Source organism: Tumebacillus permanentifrigoris, assembly GCF_003148565.1.
In the GTDB taxonomy this organism is placed as follows: domain Bacteria; phylum Bacillota; class Bacilli; order Tumebacillales; family Tumebacillaceae; genus Tumebacillus; species Tumebacillus permanentifrigoris.
Genome location: NZ_QGGL01000003.1, coordinates 46,068 through 65,286, shown reverse-complemented (window position 1 = coordinate 65,286; position 19,219 = coordinate 46,068). Strand labels below are relative to the sequence as shown.

The window sequence follows — 19,219 nt, the reverse complement described above, 5'->3', positions numbered from 1 at the left end:
GACAGCATCAGAAAACGGCAATTTTTCGAACGTTCGCCAAAAAAGAAACCGGATGCCTCAGGCACCCGGTTCCAGTACAGTTTTCAGTTCAGAGGTCAATTGCTGAAATGACGCTTGGTCGCCGACAGCCAGCGCTTGGTCGATGCGCTCGTAGAGGCTGTTGAGTCGGAATTGCTTGAAGGCATGATCGAGGATCAGTTCGGCTTGGAGCGAGACCAGCGCGTCGATCGTTTCCTTGGTGTCATCCATCGGATTGCGTTCAAGGACGGCCGCGTACTCTGGGGAGGATGTGCGTTCTTTAAAGAAGAGACCGATATATATGTCTTCGTTCGGATTGTTGTGGATGTCGAGGAAGGCTTTTTCAACGTCGGAAGTCACGCGCTTGTTCTTGTAGAACTTGAACGGCGTCATCTGCACGCATTTGGTCGAAACCAAGATCGTCTTGGGCAGGTTGCGGAAGTTGTCGATGAAGTGGACGCGCTCGAGCAGTTGATCTGAGGAAGCAATATATTGGAGGAGCCATTCTGCCTCACGGTTTTGCAGGTCGTATTTTTCGAGGAACCACTTGATAAACGTCTTTTTCTCAGCAATCGTGATTACTTCTCCCATCTGCGTTCCCTCCTTCACTTCTCAATCGGAATCAGTTATACGAATGTTTCGAATATTCCTGACTTACTACATCCTATTCTGCACCCTAGTTCATTTTTCCTCTATTTCAATAATTTTTCGGAAATTGTGTGGATGCCTAGCTGCCGGGTCAGAATCTGATGGGATGTAGTTCTATAATATACACCTTGATGTTTGTCTGTGAAGGGGGAAATGCAGGGAATGAAAAAGACGAGCCGTTTGGTCGGCTCGTCCTTTTTTCAATGCAGATCTGCTTGGTAGCCCATGCGGCGCAGGATGTCTTGGAGCGGGCGGGCCCCTCGCTCGGCGATCACGAACTGCGTTTCGCTCAGGTCGGCGCGGTAGTAGGGCGCGATCTCCGGCATGACTTTGAGATCGGTGGCGATCGAAGCGTCTTGGCAATTGACGATGAGCGCGCGCTGCAGTTGCACGCGCTTGAATTCAGACTCCCACTGCTGGATCATCCGCTCGACGTTGCCAGGCACCATGTCGCCCGTTTCTTCGCGCAGGAAATCAAGCACCGTCTCCGCGGTCCAGCCGCTGTCCAAGCAGCGAGCGATCGAACTTTTCGTAATCCGATGTACGCGCATCGTGTCCACGCGGATCAGGTCGGTCACTTCCTCAAGCTCCCATGCGAGGCGCTCTGCGCCCTCGATCGGCACGAGCAGGTCAAAGTTCGGCTGGAGGATCAACGGAACGCGTAGAGCCTCCTCTACGGGGCTCTCGACCTCCTCTGCGATGACTTCCTCCTGCAGGAGCAATTCCCGGCCTAGCGGTGTGACTTTGAGCACCGCGCTGCCGTCTGCGAGTTGTCCGTGTGCGAGGAGTCCTTGATGCACAAGCATGTTGTAGATGCGCAACTCCATCACGAGCGGGGCTTTGTCATAATAGTAGTCCTTCACATACGGTGCGAGCAAGGCGTTGACGGAGGCCGCATACACCCAGTCGTCCTTTGCGGCATTGGCGAGCAGGTTGACGCAGAGGCGCAATTGCGGGATCGGCCGCCGGTAGAGCAACCGCCAGTAGCGGAAGAGATCGGCCGCTCGCTCCTTCTCCCCTGTCTCCTGCCACGATACAGCTTGCGGGCCGAGGATCAATTGCCCCTCCACCGTCTCTTGGATCAGTTCGCGGGCGTAGCAATAGTCGTAGATCAGCGCGAACCGATCCGGGTACTCGTGGAACCGCCGTCCATAGCCGAAGCGCCACGAGACTTTGCCGAGCGGCTCCTCCTTGATCTCAAGGAGTGAGAAAACCTCCTGTTGCTGTCGTTTCATCAGCGTGCCGTCCTTGGTGATCCGTGTATCGTGACGGCCTATGTAGTGGAGAAAAACGCCCGTGTCGCGCACGAGCGCCAAGTTCTCGTCCCGGTAGACGATCGGGGTCTGAGCGGCGACTTGTACCTGTTGTTTGAGCGACTGGCCGAGGCACTCGCGGATCGTGCGGCGCAGGTCCTCCGGGATGAAGTAGAACTGGCGCCCACCTTTGGAGTTCAGACGGTAGAGCCAGCCGTCAGAGAGCAGGCGATTCATCCACTTCTGGTCATGGCCTTCCTTTTTGGGCTGGATGGTCCGACGCACCATCGCCAGCACTTCCTCGCGGGAGAACTCGCGGCGGGAGTCGAGCATCAATTGGGAGATGGTCTCACGGTAGGTCTGCTCCTTCTCCTTCAACCCATCGAGCGTCCCCGCGATAAACGTGCGGTTCTGAAAATGGGTGATGATCGCTTGCATCAGCGCGTTCTTGGAGCTTTTCGAACAGTCAAATGCGTAGGCGTTGGCGATGTTTCGCAGGGTGGTGATGTCGGACGAATTTAAGCATTCGCTAAGTCTCATACAGGATGCACCTCCGGGGGCTTGTCCAAGTCTTCGGCGTCGAGCACGCGGTACGCATACCCTTGTTCCGTCAAAAACAGTTGTCGGCGGTTCCCCATCTCACGGTCGATGGTGTCGCGCGTGACGACGGTGTAGAAATGCGACTCCCCGCCATCGCGTTTCGGTCGCAACAGGCGACCGATGCGCTGGGCCTCCTCCTGTCGTGAACCGAATGCGCCGGAGAGCTGGATCGCGACATTGGCATCCGGCAAGTCGATCGCGATATTGGCGACTTTGGAGACGACCAATACGCGCAGCTCGCCATGGCGGAACAGCTCGAAAAGCCGTTCGCGTTCGGGCGTCGGCGTTTTCCCCGTCAGGACGGGCGCTCTGAGGAGTTCTCCGACGGTTTGGAGTTGTTCAAGGTATTGGCCGATGATCAACACGCGGTCGTGTTCATGGCGGCGCAGGAGCGCTTGGAGCGCATCGAGCTTGCGCGGGTTCTCGCTGGCGATGCGGTATTTTTGGCGTTGGGTAGCTTCTATGTACTTCACGCGCCAGTCGTGCGCCATCGACACCGTGACTTCATAGCAGGTGGTCGGCGCGATGTAGCCGCCCTGCTCCATCTCCTTCCATGGCACGTCGAACTTTTTCGGACCGATCAGGGAAAAAACGTCGCTTTCCGCTCCGTCCTCTCGCACCAGCGTTGCGGTCAGCCCGAGGCGGCGGGTGCTCTGGACATCGGCGGTCAAGCGAAAAATCGGGGCCGGGAGCAGATGTACTTCGTCATAGACGATCAGCCCCCACCGCTCCCTGTTCAGACGCTCGAAGTGCGGGTAGGTTTTGTTGGTTTTGGATTTGCTGCCTCCGCTGGCGTATGTCAACATCTGATAGGTGGTGATGGTGACCGGCTTAATTTCTTTTTGTTCGGCGGTGTATTCGCCGACGAGGGATTCGTCGAGGTCGGTTTTGTCCAGCAGTTCACGCCGCCATTGCCGAGCGGCGACGATGTTGGGCGTGAGCACCAACGTGTGCGTTTTGGCCTGTGCCATCGCGGCGATGCCAACCACGGTCTTGCCAGCTCCACAGGGGAGCACGACGACTCCGCTGCCCTCGGCGTGGAAGGCGCGGACGGCTTCTCGTTGGTACGGGCGCAAAAGCAGCGCGTGGCCCGCGCGCGTCTTGGTGCGCAATTCGAGGGAGAGCGGCTCGCCTTCGAGGTAGCCGACGAGATCTTGGACAGGGTAGCCGTGTTGGGCGAGCAGGCGTTTGAGCGGGCCTCGCGAGCGCTCCTTGACTTCGAGGAGGGTGCGCTTGCGGCCTTGGAGGTGTTCCTTGACGCCGGGTAGCTGACGAATCGCTTCGAGGAGGGCACGGTCGCCTTGGAGGACATGGCAATCGGTGCCGGAGACGAGTTGTAGCGAGCCGTACTTGTTCATCTCCGCGAGCACCAACTGTTGGAGGTGCAACGGGAGCGCGTAGCGGCTGTGCGCGTGCAGGAGCGTCAGAACCAGTTCAGGCGTACACCCATTGGCGGCGGCATTCCAGAGCGAGATGCGGCTGAGTCGATAGGTATGGAAATGGTCTGGGCTTTTGAGCAGTTCAGCAAACCGCACCAGTTGATCGCGCAGTTCAGGATAGACTGGATGGGCGGTTTCGACGAGCAAGGTTCCGTCCGACTGCACGATCAGAGGCTTGGGAATCGTCATGGACATCCCTCTTCCGCTTTTTTCCTAGTATTGGTGGAGGAGTGGGGGTGGTATACCCTGTGTTAGAACAGGGTGTTCAAAACGATGAGGAGGCTAACGATCCACTGTGCGAGGACGATCCCTGTGAGGAGTTTACGAGATTGGATTCTCGGGAGGTTGTAATTGACGAGCGCGGAGAGCAAAAAGGAAACCAAGGGGCCGATAAAGAGCACCCAGATAAAAGTGACATCCGTGAACTTCATGCCTTGTGTCCATTCAACTCCCCATGTTAGCGTAACGTAAAAAAACACCCATGAAGTCAAGAGTGAAAAGCATCCCATTACAAATTTCAATTCGTTCACCATCCAAGTTTTTTCTATATTATAGTGAATTCAAGCGGTTCTTTCTACTCAATAAGAAGTTATCATAGCGGGTATGGAAGGATCGTATGAGAAGTATTCTATGGCACTTCCTCCTCACGACACAAAAAAAGCTCCGCCTAGTCCTCAGGCGGAGTCTCAACCAGATCGTTCAATTAAAGTGTTACGTGCATTTGAAGTATATCACGATTGATTGTGAAAAACTTCAGGAAATTTATTCACGTACTTGAGCCTATACATCTAGCGAGTACGGTAGCCGATATACGATTTTGAATTCATGCAAAAAACCCCGCCTAGATCGCGGAGTTTTTCTGTATCGCTTGTTTATTAGAAAAACATCTTGATCACCCGTTCCGCAAAGGCTCCGATGTTGGAGGAGCCGCCCTCGGGCGACTTATACCATTTGCGAATCGTCTCCAGCACCCAAGAAGGGATGCTGAGTCCAGGGCGGTAGAGGTCTTGGTAGTAGTCGTAGTAGGCGCGCTTCAAATCCGGCCAGCGGGTACAGTCGCCTTGCTTCCGGTAATCGGAGACGTCGACGAGATAGCCGCGCCCGTTGTGGACGAGGACGTTTTTCACATGGATGTCAGACGGGTTTAACCCGCGCTCCTGCGCGTAGGCAATCGCTTGGTCGACATCGAAAATCACTTGCTCCGGAATCTCCACGCCTTGCAACAGGCAATCGTAGAGGTTTTTCCCCGGTTTGTATTCAATCGCGAGGAATCGCTCCCCTCGCCCGTAATAGCGTGGGAAATACTCGTTCTCCCCCAACTGCTCGTAGATGTCCGCTTCCTTTGCACAGATGCTCTCGAACTCGGGGGCGTAGATCTTCACCGCTACGTTGGGGTAGCTCTTGGGCTGGAACACCGCCGCTGAGTTGCCGACGCCGATGCACCGCCAACTCTCCGGTTGGCTTTTGACATGTACCGGGTCACGCGGGTTCACGGATCGGATGCGGACGTCCGCTACGAGGTCGCGAATTTCTTCAATAATTGGCATAAGGTACTTCCCCTCTCCGCCCGCCCGCGCTGCCCCCGGCCCCTTACTTTCTGCGCAAGTGACAGGGCACGCCGTAGCCGACTGCGCCCGGCGACTTCATTTTTTCCATATACTGCTCACCGCGTGTGCAGACGTTCGGGCACTTATGACAGACTTCCACCGTCACGATCTGCATCTGCAGTTGACGGGCTTTCTCGGCGAATACTTTTTTCTTGTTGTTTTTGGTTCCCGGTTTCTTCGGTGCTGCTGCTGCCATTGGTCAATTCCCCCAGACATCTATAGGTCTGGGATATCGTATGTTAGATCGCCTGCAGCAGTTCCACCAACTGTGTGCTAAACCCGTTGGACAGGTTCGCGTACACCGTCGAAGCTCCACGCTCATGCACACCGCTGCGGTTGTAGACCCGCATCTTGTGGACCACAATCTTGAACGTCATCACCCCGTTGAGCTGTGAAGATACCCGGGTATCCCCCAGCAACTGTTCAAGAACATTCGCTTCTTCCTCATCGCGAGAGATCAGACCGAGGATGTCCTCCAACAGGATGTGGTATGAAATGTCTTCTCGGAGCAGGATCACCTCTTTGTTGGTCAAGCGATAGCCCATGCCCCGGCGAATCTCTGTGCGTTTTAGTTCACCGGATAGTGCTTTGACATTGATAAATTGGTTCATCTCGTCATCTCCTCTCTGTACGGGACGCGTTTGTAATGGTTACGCAGGTTTACGTTAGTATATCACAGCAGTCAAGCCTCTCGGTACGCGATACTAGGGATTGAGAGTTGAAACAGCGCGACATCTTGCCTAGAAAAAAAGACCAGCCCCCGCAGGGTCTGGTCTTGTTCTCACACTCGCACGGTGCCGATCGCTTCGCCCAAGCGGACGACGCGTTCGGGGTACAGGTCGTCGATCAGCTCGACAGCACCCGGTTCGAACAGCAGGATGATCGTAGAGCCGAACTCAAAACGCCCGACTTCCTCGCACTTGGCATAGCGCGGGCCGTTCGTGACGTCCTTTTTCTCCAGTCGACCACCGCGGATGTTCGTGCCCGCTTTTACGTCGTACAGCACTTTGACGGAGCCGACGATCGTCGCCCCGACTTTGACCAGCGCGACTTCGCCCGCCGTCGTGGCAAAGTAGGTGATCAGGCGTTCGTTTTTGGCAAACAGGCCCGCAACCGCGCGCACGCCAAACGGGTTGACCGGGAACAGCGTGCCCGGCACATAGGTGTAGCCGGTCACTTGGCCTTCCAACGGCGTGTGGATGCGGTGGTAGTCGGTCGGACTGAGGTAGACGGTCAGGAACGTGCCGCCATCATAGCGCTGGGCCCGTTCCTTGTCACCGCCGAGCAACTCCTCGACAGTATAGGTCACGCCCTTGGCTTGTACCACGCGACCGCCATCGATCCGACCATACTGCGAAACCTTGCCATCGACCGGCGAGACCACGACATGTGGGCCGGTCGCGACAGGACGCAAGTGCGGCTTCAAGCGACGGACGAAAAACTCCACCAAACTCGGATACGCCTCGACCGGATGTTCCGCCTCGTCGACGTTGATGTTGAACTTGCGAATGTACATCGGGATGAACGAGCGACTCAACCCGCTGCTCGCAAACGTGCCGACCAGCCGGGAGATCGAGTTCTTGGGAATCATATTCATCAGAAACAGTTGTAAACGATCGTTCATGGACTCCTCCGCGTGTTGAAAAAAGATTCTCATGTACTAGAGTATCACAAGATCGTTAAAATCGCATAACCCCTTGCAAAACCGCCACCGCCGTCCCGCCGACACGCACTGTGCGCGGGCTGCGCGGCTCGCCGTCGACCACGACGTGGAGATAGCTCGGACGGTCGATTTCAAAGCCTTGCTCCACGAGCAGACGCACGTTCTCCCGCTCGGGCACAAACACCCCGTGATGGAGCAAAAACGCGCCTAACGCCCCGTTCGCCGTACCGGTTGCCGGGTCTTCCGGGATGCCGACAGCTGGCGAGAAGTCGCGGGTGTGCAGATGTGCTTGCGGTGTCGCCGTCGAGAGCGAGTAGCAGTGCGTGCTCGCGACGCCCATCGTCTTGTTCAAAGCACTGATGCCGGCGAGATCTGGCTGCATGCGCGCAAACGGCTCCAGCCCATTGATCGGCACGAACAGATCCCACAGCCCTGTATAGGCGAGCCCGATCGGCAGGTTCGGGTCGATGTCTTGCTCCTGCAAGCCCAGCAAGTTCGCCGCGTCTGCCCGGCTGACCTCACAAGGTTTAAACGCGGGGGAGGCCTGCGTCATGAACGCTTGGATGCGACCTTCCCCATCGCGAGAGATCGTCACCGGAAGCAGCCCGACATTGGTTTCCTGCACCACCGTCTGCGGCAGTTTGCTGCCAAACCGCTCCTCCATCCCCAGCACCACGAACGTGGAGATCGTCGCATGCCCACAGAGGTCGATCTCCTCTGTCGGGGTGAAAAAGCGCACGCGCAAGTCCGCGCCAGGCTTGTCAGACTTCATCACAAACGCCGTCTCCGAGCAGTTCATCTCGCGTGCGATTTTTTGCATCTCCTCTGCCGTCAGCCCGTCAGCCTCCGGAACTACGCCCGCCGGATTGCCTCCGAACGGGATGTGGGTAAACGCGTCCATCTGGTAGATTCGAACCTCTCTCATCGAGCTCATCCTCTCTTCCCTGCGCAATCCTGTATGTACTTTAGTTCTGCGTCTAAGGAAAACTTCCCTTCTTGCCCGCATAGAATAGACGGGAGCTTAGCTCTTACAGTATGATACCTGTAGTGAATCGACGAAAGAGGGGCACTTGAACAGACATGCTACCACAGAACAACGAACAGTTTAACGGGCGGCAATACCACCGAGTCGACGTTCGAACACCCTGTCGATTCCGGTTGCGCACGCTCGGGAACAAAACGTTTCGGACCGGAGAACTGCTGGATGGCTTCATCGAGAACCTCTCAGGAGGCGGCTTGAGTTTCATTTCAAGACGCGACCTGCCAGACAGCGAGATGTTGGCTTGGCAATTTATGATCGAATTCGATACCGAAGTGTTGAACCTGCTGGGGCGCATCGTATGGAAGCGCACCGCCAACGGCGACACCTATTACTATGGCGTACAATTCTTGTTCACCGAACACAACGATCAGCAACGCCTCATCAACATGCTGAATCGCTTCCAGATCATCCGCCGCATTCGCGAACGGACGACTCGCAACCCGCTTGCATAGAAAAGCCCTTGGCCGTCACACAGGACGCCCAAGGGCTTTTTTTATTGCGTGCTCGCCAGATACTCACAGTACTGCAGCAACCGCATCAGCGACCTCGCCCGGATGCGCGGCTCGTCGAACTTCATCGGTTTGGCGTTGGCTTCGAAAAACCACAGGTTCCCCTCGCGATCCACGCCCACATCCAGCGACAGTTCGCCAAGCAATCCGCCCTCGCTGCGCACACTGCGCTCCAGCGTCTGTGCGAGCAACAGCGCCGCCTCCTGCGCCCGTTTCAAGATCGAAGCGCCGCGAGTGGTGCCAAACGCCCCGCGCAACGCCGGGCTGGCGCTGGCGATCTCACCGCCGTTGGGCACGTGCGTGGTGATGCCATCCACATCCGCAACCCGCGCCCCAATGCCGGTCACCTTCCAGCGACCGTAGCGGTTTTTCTGCACGAGCATCCGCAGGTCGAACAATCGTCCGTTGAACGAGGCCAACTCGATGCCTTGCTGGAGCAGATACGGCCTGCCCTTCACACGCTTCCAAACCGCTTGTGCCGTTTCCCCGCGGGTCGCAAAGCGCATTCGCGTGCGATTGCCATACTGTTGCGCGACGAGCAGCCAGCCTTTGCCCTCCCGCCGCACCTGTAGGATGCCGTCGCCCGCTTTGCCATCAACCGGCTTCACATAGAGGAGATCGTGCTGCTCCATCCAGCGCAGAATCTGCCGGGTGTCGGTGAGCGGCTCTGTCTTTGGCAGATAGCCCTTCGTGCTGGGCGATTTCTGCATCCACTCATGGAGCTGAAGTTTGTTAAAAAAATTGTGGTTGAACATCGGGATGCCGAGCTCTGCGAACTGCTTTTTCAGAGATTCAATCGCAGGCTTGGCTTCTGCTTCCCGATCCGGGATGCGGTTGTAGACGACCGATGGGAACGGGAGGGTCACTCGTTTCCAGACGCGCTTGCCGCTGCTGTATTTTTTATCGAGATAGCCGACGATGCGGTGGCTCCCGTTCACGCCCTCCGGTGTGAACACGACCACCGTCAACCCGAGCCGCCGGCCCATCTCGCAGATGTCGCGGAAATTGTCACGATTGCCGCGAAAGGTGTTCGTACCTATACGACGGACGGTGAGGATGCCGATGATCGGCCCGAGCAGGATGCCTTGTTTGTTTTTCTGCACGCCGACCGGGATCAGCACGTCGCGCTCTGTGGTTGCATGGCGCGGGTTCGACACGACAGGCAGGATGATCGGATCGGCATGCGGGTGCGTGCGCACGCGCAGATGTCGATGGCTCGGCAGTTGCACCTGTCTTCGTGCCTCGTCGGAGATCGAGAGATACCAGTTCCCAGACTCGCGCACACCGAGGTAGATGAGGTTCCGTCGCCGGATCATCCCTCCTTCCCTCCTTGGGTCAGCGGGAAGTTCGCGAGGTAGGAGGCATACTCCACCACATACCGCGCCGAGCGCCGTCCCGCCGCCTGCAGATCTGGATGGTCAAAAATCGCCCGACCCGGCTTGGCGTTCGCTTCGAACACCCAGATTCGGCGGCTGTCGTCAAGGCCGACATCAAGCCCCCACTCTCCGACCGGGCCTTGGAGCATGCCCTCCATCGTCTCCGCCACGCGGATCGACGCTTCGTGGATCTGTTCGCGCACCGAATCGGCTTGTTCCCCATACCAATCGCGCAACACCTGTTCCCCAGAGAGCACATGTCCACCGTTGTGGACATGCGTGGTCACGGCACCTTTGCCCGCGATTTTGGCCCCGATGCCGGCGACTTGCCACTGGCCGGCACCGTTTTTGTGCATGTGTACGCGGAAGTCGGTCGGGCTGCCATGATGTTGCTTGAGTTGGATGCCCGCTTGCATCATGTAGACGCGGTTGGGGTTGTAGCGCCTGACGAACGAATAGAGCGACCGCGCCTCGCGGAATTTCGCGGTCTGGTGCCGGCCTTGCTTGCGATAACGCGTCACAAATTGATCGGCGCTGCGTTTGACAGAGAGGATGCCCATGCCGAGGCTCCCACCGATCGGCTTCAAGTAGACGTAAGGATGGGTGCGGCAAAAGCGCTCCAAGCTGTCCACGGAGCGCATGCGATCCGTCTGCGGGATCAACGCTTTGGTGCTGTCTTGCTTGAGCATGTAGCTATACATCTCGCGCTTGTTGACAAACCGCTCGTTGAACAGCGGGATGCCGCGCGTGCGGAATTCTTTTTTGGCGCGAACGACGTTGTCGGTAACTTCGCCGTTGCGGTGCGGGATGCGGTTGTAGACGACATCTGGCAGCGGGAACGTCTGCATCTTCCAGATCGTCGTGCCTTTGCCGGCCTGGACCAAGGTCACGCCTTTGACAAGACCTCGACCCCAATCGACATCAGATGCGTTAAAGAGGTAGCAGAGCACGTTCTGTTCACGGGCCGCTCGCACGAAGTCGCCGAGCAATTTGGTGCGGCCGCCAATCGGCCGTTGGGCATCGTCCTTGACCCCGAGGGTCATGATCCCCAGCATGGGACCGATCCGCACGCCTGCATCGGCCGCGTACATCAGGTTCCCAGACAGGCTCTGACTTCCCCAGTCGAGCAGTCCACCTGCATAGCGCAGTTTCGCCCGCTCTCCGTCCCCGCTCTGAGCCAGCGTTCTGATGACCGCCTGACCACGCAGAGCGCCGACGTGCAGGTCGACCACTTGACCGCTCTGCACGCCCCAATCCTCTAACCGTCTGCGGGGGACGGACAGAACGAGGGATGTACTGGGTTGGTTCATGGGACCCGCCCCCTTTTCGTAAGATAAGTTTAGGTGCGTTTTTTCCGTTTCGACGTGGAGATGTTCGGACGCGACGCCGCTGCCTTTTCGATCGGCAGTCCCCAGGAGCGACGGATGTCCACCGCCTCGTCCCACGAGATCCCTTGGGCGACCATCTCTGGGAAGATGCGCAACGCCCCTTGGTAGCGTCGGTACGTCGTCGTCGCCTCGATCTGCGACCAGATGCGTTGGAAGTCTGCATTCAACTCGTGCTTGTCAGCGAGGTAGAACTGGCGCTGCTTGGCGGGCGAGATGAACAAACTCTCGGTGAGGTCGCGATGATGGACAGCGACCACATAAGCCAGTGCGCTGACCGCCAGCGCGATCTCCGGCGACACCAACCAAGAGCCTGGCGTGCGGTATTCGAACCCCCCGTGGGATTTGAACCGCACATCGCCGAGGAACCCGTACTTGGGGCGCCGTTTCGTGGCTGTGGTGTTCGCTTCCAGCATCATGATCGGCAGCCCCAAGTAGGTGTCGAACACTTTGACCAACCGCGACGAGTACGTCAGGTCGGAAAAGTGGATATGCCCGCCGAGCGGGAAGTTTTTGAACGGCATGCTTCCGGCCAGCCACTGGACGTTGCGCGATCGAATCAACCCTTGTGCTTCAGTCAGCGTTTCACGGATGTTTGCGACCAGTTCCTCCGGCGTGGTGGCCGGGTCGGGCCGCACTTCCGCCAAGGGGAAGCGCTCACCGTCCAGTTCCAGACTGCGGTCGTCACAGCCGACGCGCCCTGCGCGGGGCAAGTACTTCGAGGCCAACACCATCCGCCCTTGCGCAGAGCGCAACATGAATTCGAGGTCGGTGCCCATCTTGAACTCTCCGTCATAACGCTCGTTGCGTTCCCACGAGCTCGTTTCTGCGCGATCGCGTGTGATGAACGCGTTTACGGCTTCCTCGAACAGTTCCACCATCCGTCCGTGCAAGATCGGGGCCGGGTTGACGTTCAAGCAGATCGTGCGGTCGCGGGCGGTGATGCCAAGCGTGACAACGCCGAAGTCGAGGCCCAGCGCGTGCAATGACCGCATCGCCAATCGAACAGCGCGGGTTGCATAAACATCCTCATCGAACGCCACTTCACGGAAGCGATCGGTTTGGTTCCGGTTCACTCTAGCTTGCAACCAGACGTCCTTGCTATCGGCGCGAAAAACGGCCAAGGGCTGCAGATCAAAAATCGGCACCCGGTAGTGCCGGATCACTTTGACGCGGTTGCCATTGTCCAAGACGACTTCGCTTGGAAATTCGGCCCCGCTCTCCACGGTGATGGAGGGGGTGTAGACACCGTTTTGCTTCAAGATCCGCAGCATGTTTTTGCGCTGCGTTGTATTTAGAATCGCTTGGCGGGGATTCAATGTCCAGGCAGCCCGGCTATCGTCCCCGTTGGTGTTCCCAAAGCGAATGACAACATCTTGACTGGCCACCGGGTCCAGGCCTTCCACGCCGGTGCACTCTACCACGCGTCTCAGCAAACGCTTGGCGGACGGTTGACCCGAATGCAACAGCAGGTACCCCATAGCCATGTCTCCTTTCTGCGATTAGTGATCGCGGGTCGTTTGGCACAAAAATTTTGCGTATTGCACAGGGCGTTGAAACGCGAGCAACGACAACTCGCGCCATTCGCCCTCTTCGATGTTTGGTTTCTTCCACGGCTTGGCGTTGATTTCGATGACCCAGATCTTGCCGTTTTCGTCCAGCCCTAGATCAAGCCCCAGCTCCCCGATCGAGCCTTCCACCGTGGCTTCAAGCACGGCGGGAACGTCCTCGGCGATCTGGATCAGGTCGCGCATCACGCGATTGACCGCTTTCACGCTGGGCAAGATCTCTTTGAGCAAGGCCCTGACTGCGATCGCATCTCCGCCTGTGGAGAGGTTGCTGGTGATATCGCCATCCTGCGCGATGCGACAAAATGTCTTGGTGCGGTTCCACTTGCCCGTACTGCCTTTTTGCAAGAGCAAGCGGATGTCGAACGGTCGACCTTGCCACGTCTTCAGGTGGAGTGTCTCTTGGATCAGGTACGGTCCCGTTCGCAGGCGTTTGGCGAATTTTTTCAAAAACTCCGAGATCGAGCCTGCGGTGCCTTGGGTCAAGCTACCTGTTGCTTTCTTCATCTGGTAGTAAACTTGGCCGTCTGGCTTGCGTCGCAAGCGCATGATGCCGATGCCGAGGCTGCCGTGAATCGGTTTCATGTACACATCTGGGTAGCGATAGAGAAATTGGCTGGCCTGCGTGATCGATTTGAACGTGATCGCATCAGGCACGAGGCTTTTCGTGCGGGGACTGCCCGCCAGCCAATTGTGTACGAGGGATTTGTCAAAGTAGTCCGGGTTGAACGCGCGGGGACGCACGTGGGCAAACAGCCGTTCACGCTGTTCGGCGACGTCGGCGCGGTTGTGGTACGTTCGGGAGATGACCTGGTCATAGATCGCATCGGGCAGCGGCATGCGGCGCCGACGCCACACGCGTTTGCGGGTGTCATAGCTGTAGCCGGTGACGAAGCGTTCCTTCCAGTCGATATCGAGCGGGGAAAATACATAGCCGGTCATTCCTTGTTCCTCTGCTGCTGTCAAGAGATGTTTAAACACCAGCGCTTGCTGTCCGAGCACGGTCTCGCCCTCTGCCTTCACGTTGGCGAGCACGCCCAATACGTAGCCGAGGCGCAGGAGGGTACCTTTGGACAGCAGTTCGACGCGGACCCCTTCGGGCAAAAGCAGCTCACGGCGCACGCTTTCCGCGATCTGCGCATAACCGTGGTCTACTTTCCCCGTCAGTTCGCGCACGTGCACCTGCGTCTCCCTCCCGCCATACGCGACCCGGTACGACCCCATGCTGAGTTGTAGACTCTTCATCAGACTGCGCGGCAAGAACATCAACCCATCGGGCAGCGAGGTAACGGTATCGATGCGAATGCGGGCGGGGTTCGCCATCTCCCGTGCCTCCTCCTGTGCTTGTCACTTTCAGGGTTGATACCCTGTTGTGCTCCTAGCATATTCAAGGTTGCGCAGAAGTGACAATCGACGGGCTTCCGGTGACGTGTCGAGGAGCATCTGCCGCCCAGGGCGCGGATTGACTTCGATCAGATAGACCGCCCCCTGTTGGGTGATGCCAAAATCGAGCCCGAGTTCGCCGATCCGTCCGGCGTTTTCTTCCAGCGTGCGACAGATCGCGAGGGCAGCATCGTCGATCTCTGTGAGCAGACGGCGGCGCGATGCTGGATCGCGCCAGCCGTTTTTTTGCAAAAGCGTCTCGGCCAGCACCGCCTCCCCGCCGGTGTGCAGGTTGGTGGTCAGCCCGTTCGCGGCCCCGACGCGGGCGATGCGGGCGGTGATGCACCAGCTGTTGGAGCCGTCCTTTTGCACCAACCAGCGGAAATCGACGGGACGACCCCCGCGCAACGTGAGCAGCTGCAGCGTCTGTTGGACGAGAAACTTGCGGCGGGCGAGGAATTTTTTTTGAACAAAGCTGTGAAACGTTGGGCTGCCGAGCCGGAAGCGGCGGTGGAGGGATTGGGAGGCGGAACGATGTTGGACGAGCAGGTGTGGCGCTGACGTTTTCGGAGCGGACTTCGCGGGCGCGGGCTCGCGTTTTTTTTCGAGGTCGAGTTTGTAGATTGACATCCCTTGGGTGCCGAGGGCTGGCTTGATGTAGACGGAGTTGTGGCGTTCGAGCAGCCCGTCGACGTCCTGCGGGCGGGAGATCAGTTGGGTTTCCGGGAGCCAGCGCCGGAGCGCGGCCTCCGCGTACAATTGTTGATGCACCGTCCACTTGTTGCCGGTGGCGTTGTTGAAGGTTCCAAAGGGCACCAAGCGGCGAAATTGCGACTGGTCGTGGCGGACTTCCTCGCGCCAGATGGCGGGGGTGCCGAGGATTTTGGGGATGACGAGGTCGGGCAGCGGGCGCTTGGCTTTTTGCCACGTCTGGGTGGTCGGGTTGTAGATCGAGGCGTTGACCCAGCCTTCCTTCCATCGCGCATCACCGGGGGTAAACACGTACAGCGCCACGCCCTCCTGTTGGGCGAGCAGCAACATATCGCGAACCAGCGAAGTCAGACCGCCATACGGTTTGCCGGGCGTTTGCGTTGGCGCACAATAGAGGCCGACAAACGGGCCGAAGTTCAGGACACCGTCCACGACCTTGACCGAGATCGCACCGAGTGGCAGATGCAACGCCAAGCGAAGACGATCTGTCGCCTGCACCTCCCCCTCGTCTGTAAAAACCGCCTGTGCCTTCGTCTGTCGGTTGCCAACTCGAACGGTGATCTGGTCGCGTGCGTGCAGGGTGAGATGTTCATGCCAATTCCCTGGGAGGCTGAGAATGTGTTCGTGAGTACCCGGCCACGACGCGATGCGGGTGGTGCCGAGCGCAATGTCGGCCATGGGGTGAGCACCTCCTTTCCCCTTTTACTGTATGTGACCGGGCTGTCCCACGTTCGGGCAAAAAAAATAAGACGACGCACGAGGCGTCGCCTGATTAGTCTTCGAACTCGTCGTCTTCGTAGACGTCGTCTTCGCCGTCATCTTCTACATCTTTGAAATTCGGGGCTTCGACGGTCAGCACCCAAACTTTGGTTTGGCCGATGATTTCAACGGTCAGTTCTTTCTCTACGCGGACCAAGATTTCACTGCCGTTGTCGACGACGTTCGCATCGAGGCAGTTCGGTTGCTGGACCGCTTTCACGGTCACGCGCAGCCCGTCGCGGGTGCAATGCGGGTCGAGGTCGCGCAGCGGGATGCTCTCGCTGTAGGAAACGGTGTCTTTGGCGATTGCCGTCTCGCTGTTGCCATCGTAAGAATACCAAACGTTGATGTCAAAGTTACCAGATACTTCGACCGCGTCTCCCACCAACTGAGCCTCATAGGAATGGTTCATCACCCAGCAGCCACCGATGGTGGTAGGACGGTTGGCCGGAAAGATCGTGAACGTGGTCTGGGAGTACTTGCTGCCTTTGCCACAGACCGCGTTGGTGATAATCTCCCGGGCGCGATAGTCTTTCTCTGTGCTCATCTCGCTACCTCCTCTTAGGTTAACAGAACGTGCAGGCCTATCGGGTGATTCTGTCACGTTGCGACGTCGTGAAAAGTGGGCCGATGCCGCAAGTAGTACCATAACTATGCGGGACATTCGCCTTGTGTGCGAATATGATCTTGTAGGCTCCGACGTCTGCACGACCCTGTCTGTTTGTAAAAAGGTTATGGGGTCATCTGTCCCTATATCCTATGCGCCTGCCCTCGTATCGTGACGCCCACTCTGGATGTTCGCCCGCCCATTTTGGTCGAGGGCCTGCGTGCAGGCAGTATTATATGTATGGTGTGGAAGGGTTTGAAAGTACTGGTGATGATCGGTATGGTATCATGTGAAGGATGTGTTTTTCGGAAAGGAGTGGGTGGCATGATCCCCGTCTATATATTGACCGGCTTCCTCGGAGCGGGCAAGACGACATTATTGAAGAACTTGTTGACCTACGTGAAACAGGACGGGCGACGTCCGGCCGTTTTGATGAATGAATTTGGCATGGAGAGCGTGGATTCGCTCGCTCTGCAAGGCGCACAAGTCCCGATCGTAGACATGGTCGAAGGCTGTGTCTGCTGCACCGTGCGCGGCAGTTTGGCGACGACGATGTTGCAGTTGATCGAATTGGCTCGACCGGATGTGATCTTCCTCGAAGCGACAGGTGTTGCGAATCCAGTTGACATCGTGGATGCCTTGCTAGAGCCAGACTTGCAAGGTGTGGTGGAACTTGGCGGTGTCTTCACGCTGGTCGGAGCGACGAGATTCCCGCTGGCCGTACCGCCAGAGTTCACACAGACGCAGATGCAGCGCACGATGTTCGATCAAGTGCGGTATGCAGATGTTATCTTGCTCTCGAAAACAGACGTTGCCGATTTCGGGCGCAAGTTCGCCGTCGAGAGTGTCGTGCGGGAGTTGAACGCCAAGGCGCAGCTCCTGACGGTGACCCACGGTGCGGTGGATGTTCAGCAGTTGTTGGACGTGCGAACCCAGTATCTGCCGCGCAGTCTCTCGGACGTTGCCGACACTACGGACGTTGCGGAAAAAACGCCCCCTCGGCCCAAGGGCCTCATGCGCCGTGTCGCCGAACGCACTGCAGGCGAACCCGTGGAGCAGGTGGCAAAAGTGGTGCCGACCACGCGCACCAAGACGAGTTTCGGAAGTCTGCAAACGATCCACTATGAATTCACCCGCCCGGTGGTTGCAGAACGGATGTACCAGTTCTTGTACTCGCTCCCCGAGGGCGTGCTGCGCGCCAAAGGCTTCTACCTCGATGCGGAGAACGGCCAGCTCCACGAATTTCAGTACGCTCCCCCGACCCCGCTGGTCACGGAATGGCCGGAAGTCGAGGGTGTGAAGGCATTTGCGGTGGTGATCGGTGAGAATTTGGATGAGGAGCAGTTGGTGCAACAGCTTACCGCCTGCGAGGAGTAAACAAAAAAAGCCTTGGTCGCAGATGCGAACCAAGGCTTTTTCTGGATCATGAGTATTAGACTGCCGGCAGAATCGTAATCCGATCATCATCGCTCGGGTCGAGCGCGTTGTCGATGTCCAGACCGGTATGTACCCAAACGATGCGACCGTCGCCGGTGACCGGGGTGTTTTCCGGGAGCAGGAATGCGAAGCCGATCTCCTTCGTCTCGTTCGGAGCGACGGTGAACGATTCGGTGAGACGGATGCGGGTGATTTCTTTTTCTTCGCCATCTTGGTGACCGGTATGGGTGGTCAGCAGATAGAGGTAGATTTCGTCGACTTCCTGTTCGAGGTTGCCGCCTTGGATGTGTACAACACCACGGACTTCGTCACCGACGCGGTATTGGCTGTATTCGAGGTGGGTGTTTACTTTCGCGGAACCGACACCAAAACTAGCAAGTGCGCGACCTAGCAAAGACATGAGAAAAGCCCCTTTCGATATGACACCATCAAATTTAATCAATTTGATTATACTACCCGCCGTAACGCGATTCAAGGATGCGTTAGTTAGAATTTACTTTTAGAATCATTAAAGGAACAGCTAAACGCACGCGGCTCGACACTTAGTCGAAATCAACCGCTCGCGAGGGATCTTCGTGGTGAGCAAACATCAACCGCACTTGTGACTCCAGAATCCGATCGGTCGACAGCTCCGGCAGCTCGTCCACGTTGAACCAGCCCACACCAGCCGTTTCCAGCGTCTCCTGCAACCCCTCGCCTCCGACGAGCTCGCACAGAAAGAACAAGCGGTAGATGTGGTTGGGGTGCGGGGGTTGTTTTTGTTTCTTGTTATCTAATACGCAGATCACCCGCACCGGTTTCACTTCATACCCCGTCTCCTGCAACACTTCCAGCACGACCGACTCGCTCGGCGAGACGCCGACATCCGCCCAGCCGCCCGGCACGGTCCACAGACCGTCCGCTTTTTCCCGCGCCATCAAGATCTTGCCTTCGCGAAATACAGCGGCTCGCACATCGACTTTGGGTGTCGCGTACCCGCTGTCAAGCGTGAACAACTGCTCGATGCGCTCCATCGGCTCGCTCGTATAGGATTCGAGGATCTCACAGCTCAAGCGGGAGATCTCTTCGTAACGTTCACGGTCATACACATCCTTCACGTAGGTGAGGCCCGTCTGGGCAATCGCCTGCAACTGTTGCGCCCACGCCAGCCATTTCGGTTCCATCTCGGCTACACTCCTGAGTTTGCAAATTTCTGTCATTCTACCACATTCCGT

General features: G+C 57.6%; 18 protein-coding genes. 2 read left to right on the top strand and 16 right to left on the bottom strand.

Annotated elements, in window-relative coordinates; genetic code table 11:
* Positions 1–57 precede the first annotated feature (57 nt).
* From C7459_RS04185 to C7459_RS04145, 8 genes are all read right to left on the bottom strand, one after another.
* A complete protein-coding gene (locus tag C7459_RS04185) occupies positions 58–609 on the bottom strand; it encodes a ReoY family proteolytic degradation factor (RefSeq protein WP_109686662.1) in 552 nt (183 codons plus the stop codon).
* 257 nt (positions 610–866) lie between these two features.
* Entirely contained in the window at positions 867–2,459 is a 1,593-nt protein-coding gene (locus C7459_RS04180; RefSeq protein ID WP_109686660.1) for a helicase-associated domain-containing protein, read from the bottom strand.
* Positions 2,456–4,147: a DNA repair helicase XPB gene (locus C7459_RS04175; RefSeq protein ID WP_109686658.1), complete on the bottom strand. Its 1,692-nt coding sequence runs from the start codon at positions 4,145–4,147 to the stop codon at positions 2,456–2,458. Before C7459_RS04175 ends, C7459_RS04180 begins: the two co-directional genes overlap by 4 nt.
* 686 nt (positions 4,148–4,833) lie before the next feature.
* Positions 4,834–5,505: a serine/threonine protein kinase gene (locus C7459_RS04165; RefSeq protein ID WP_109686654.1), complete on the bottom strand. Its 672-nt coding sequence runs from the start codon at positions 5,503–5,505 to the stop codon at positions 4,834–4,836.
* A 43-nt stretch (positions 5,506–5,548) separates the two neighbouring features.
* Positions 5,549–5,761, bottom strand: a complete 213-nt coding sequence (locus tag C7459_RS04160; protein WP_109686652.1) for a hypothetical protein — start codon at positions 5,759–5,761, stop codon at positions 5,549–5,551.
* 43 nt (positions 5,762–5,804) lie between these two features.
* Positions 5,805–6,176 (bottom strand): hypothetical protein, encoded by a 372-nt coding sequence (locus C7459_RS04155; protein ID WP_109686650.1) that lies wholly within the window; start codon positions 6,174–6,176, stop codon positions 5,805–5,807.
* Between the two features lie 170 nt (positions 6,177–6,346).
* Entirely contained in the window at positions 6,347–7,189 is an 843-nt protein-coding gene (asd, locus tag C7459_RS04150; RefSeq protein ID WP_109686648.1) for an archaetidylserine decarboxylase, read from the bottom strand.
* Between the two features lie 55 nt (positions 7,190–7,244).
* On the bottom strand, positions 7,245–8,153 hold the full coding sequence (locus C7459_RS04145; protein ID WP_170119252.1) for a PhzF family phenazine biosynthesis protein: 909 nt from the start codon (positions 8,151–8,153) through the stop codon (positions 7,245–7,247).
* A gap of 155 nt (positions 8,154–8,308) precedes the next feature.
* Between C7459_RS04145 and C7459_RS04140 the strand changes: the two genes are divergently transcribed.
* Positions 8,309–8,722: a PilZ domain-containing protein gene (locus C7459_RS04140; RefSeq protein ID WP_109686644.1), complete on the top strand. Its 414-nt coding sequence runs from the start codon at positions 8,309–8,311 to the stop codon at positions 8,720–8,722.
* 41 nt (positions 8,723–8,763) lie between these two features.
* Here C7459_RS04140 and C7459_RS04135 read toward each other — a convergent pair whose 3' ends face one another.
* From C7459_RS04135 to cotE, 6 genes are all read right to left on the bottom strand, one after another.
* Positions 8,764–10,095, bottom strand: a complete 1,332-nt coding sequence (locus C7459_RS04135) for a YheC/YheD family endospore coat-associated protein (RefSeq protein ID WP_109686643.1) — start codon at positions 10,093–10,095, stop codon at positions 8,764–8,766.
* Positions 10,092–11,465: a YheC/YheD family endospore coat-associated protein gene (locus C7459_RS04130; protein WP_109686641.1), complete on the bottom strand. Its 1,374-nt coding sequence runs from the start codon at positions 11,463–11,465 to the stop codon at positions 10,092–10,094. Before C7459_RS04130 ends, C7459_RS04135 begins: the two co-directional genes overlap by 4 nt.
* Positions 11,466–11,494: 29 nt before the next feature.
* Entirely contained in the window at positions 11,495–13,021 is a 1,527-nt protein-coding gene (locus tag C7459_RS04125; RefSeq protein ID WP_170119251.1) for a putative amidoligase domain-containing protein, read from the bottom strand.
* Between the two features lie 21 nt (positions 13,022–13,042).
* Positions 13,043–14,431, bottom strand: coding sequence for a YheC/YheD family endospore coat-associated protein (locus C7459_RS04120; protein WP_109686638.1), 1,389 nt, complete (start codon positions 14,429–14,431; stop codon positions 13,043–13,045).
* Between the two features lie 30 nt (positions 14,432–14,461).
* Entirely contained in the window at positions 14,462–15,880 is a 1,419-nt protein-coding gene (locus C7459_RS04115) for a YheC/YheD family endospore coat-associated protein (RefSeq protein WP_109686636.1), read from the bottom strand.
* 94 nt (positions 15,881–15,974) lie between these two features.
* Complete coding sequence (gene cotE / locus C7459_RS04110) at positions 15,975–16,508, bottom strand: outer spore coat protein CotE (protein WP_109686634.1); 534 nt, start codon at positions 16,506–16,508, stop codon at positions 15,975–15,977.
* A gap of 384 nt (positions 16,509–16,892) precedes the next feature.
* Here cotE and C7459_RS04105 point away from each other — a divergent pair, with 384 nt between their 5' ends.
* Positions 16,893–17,945 carry a CobW family GTP-binding protein gene (locus tag C7459_RS04105; protein ID WP_170119250.1) on the top strand — a complete coding sequence of 351 codons (1,053 nt, stop codon included), beginning with the start codon at positions 16,893–16,895 and terminating at the stop codon, positions 17,943–17,945.
* A 55-nt stretch (positions 17,946–18,000) separates the two neighbouring features.
* On the opposite strand, the gene C7459_RS04100 is transcribed toward C7459_RS04105, so the two are convergent.
* Positions 18,001–18,405 carry a sporulation protein gene (locus C7459_RS04100; RefSeq protein ID WP_109686630.1) on the bottom strand — a complete coding sequence of 135 codons (405 nt, stop codon included), beginning with the start codon at positions 18,403–18,405 and terminating at the stop codon, positions 18,001–18,003.
* A 142-nt stretch (positions 18,406–18,547) separates the two neighbouring features.
* The gene (locus C7459_RS04095) at positions 18,548–19,168 is read right to left on the bottom strand and encodes an NUDIX hydrolase (protein WP_109686628.1); all 621 of its coding nucleotides are present in this window, start codon (positions 19,166–19,168) and stop codon (positions 18,548–18,550) included.
* Positions 19,169–19,219 lie beyond the last annotated feature (51 nt).

What these genes read in the sequence shown, in the direction of transcription:
- C7459_RS04100 (WP_109686630.1), bottom strand. Translation starts at nt 18,405, where the DNA reads ATGTCTTTGCTAGGTCGCGCACTTGCTAGTTTTGGTGTCGGTTCCGCG.
- C7459_RS04185 (WP_109686662.1), bottom strand. Translation starts at nt 609, where the DNA reads ATGGGAGAAGTAATCACGATTGCTGAGAAAAAGACGTTTATCAAGTGG.
- C7459_RS04145 (WP_170119252.1), bottom strand. Translation starts at nt 8,153, where the DNA reads ATGAGAGAGGTTCGAATCTACCAGATGGACGCGTTTACCCACATCCCG.
- C7459_RS04115 (WP_109686636.1), bottom strand. Translation starts at nt 15,880, where the DNA reads ATGGCCGACATTGCGCTCGGCACCACCCGCATCGCGTCGTGGCCGGGT.
- C7459_RS04125 (WP_170119251.1), bottom strand. Translation starts at nt 13,021, where the DNA reads ATGGGGTACCTGCTGTTGCATTCGGGTCAACCGTCCGCCAAGCGTTTG.
- C7459_RS04135 (WP_109686643.1), bottom strand. Translation starts at nt 10,095, where the DNA reads ATGATCCGGCGACGGAACCTCATCTACCTCGGTGTGCGCGAGTCTGGG.
- C7459_RS04175 (WP_109686658.1), bottom strand. Translation starts at nt 4,147, where the DNA reads ATGACGATTCCCAAGCCTCTGATCGTGCAGTCGGACGGAACCTTGCTC.
- C7459_RS04160 (WP_109686652.1), bottom strand. Translation starts at nt 5,761, where the DNA reads ATGGCAGCAGCAGCACCGAAGAAACCGGGAACCAAAAACAACAAGAAA.
- C7459_RS04140 (WP_109686644.1), top strand. Translation starts at nt 8,309, where the DNA reads ATGCTACCACAGAACAACGAACAGTTTAACGGGCGGCAATACCACCGA.
- C7459_RS04105 (WP_170119250.1), top strand. Translation starts at nt 16,893, where the DNA reads ATGATCCCCGTCTATATATTGACCGGCTTCCTCGGAGCGGGCAAGACG.
- C7459_RS04120 (WP_109686638.1), bottom strand. Translation starts at nt 14,431, where the DNA reads ATGGCGAACCCCGCCCGCATTCGCATCGATACCGTTACCTCGCTGCCC.
- asd (WP_109686648.1), bottom strand. Translation starts at nt 7,189, where the DNA reads ATGAACGATCGTTTACAACTGTTTCTGATGAATATGATTCCCAAGAAC.
- C7459_RS04165 (WP_109686654.1), bottom strand. Translation starts at nt 5,505, where the DNA reads ATGCCAATTATTGAAGAAATTCGCGACCTCGTAGCGGACGTCCGCATC.
- C7459_RS04130 (WP_109686641.1), bottom strand. Translation starts at nt 11,465, where the DNA reads ATGAACCAACCCAGTACATCCCTCGTTCTGTCCGTCCCCCGCAGACGG.
- C7459_RS04095 (WP_109686628.1), bottom strand. Translation starts at nt 19,168, where the DNA reads ATGGAACCGAAATGGCTGGCGTGGGCGCAACAGTTGCAGGCGATTGCC.
- C7459_RS04155 (WP_109686650.1), bottom strand. Translation starts at nt 6,176, where the DNA reads ATGAACCAATTTATCAATGTCAAAGCACTATCCGGTGAACTAAAACGC.
- cotE (WP_109686634.1), bottom strand. Translation starts at nt 16,508, where the DNA reads ATGAGCACAGAGAAAGACTATCGCGCCCGGGAGATTATCACCAACGCG.
- C7459_RS04180 (WP_109686660.1), bottom strand. Translation starts at nt 2,459, where the DNA reads ATGAGACTTAGCGAATGCTTAAATTCGTCCGACATCACCACCCTGCGA.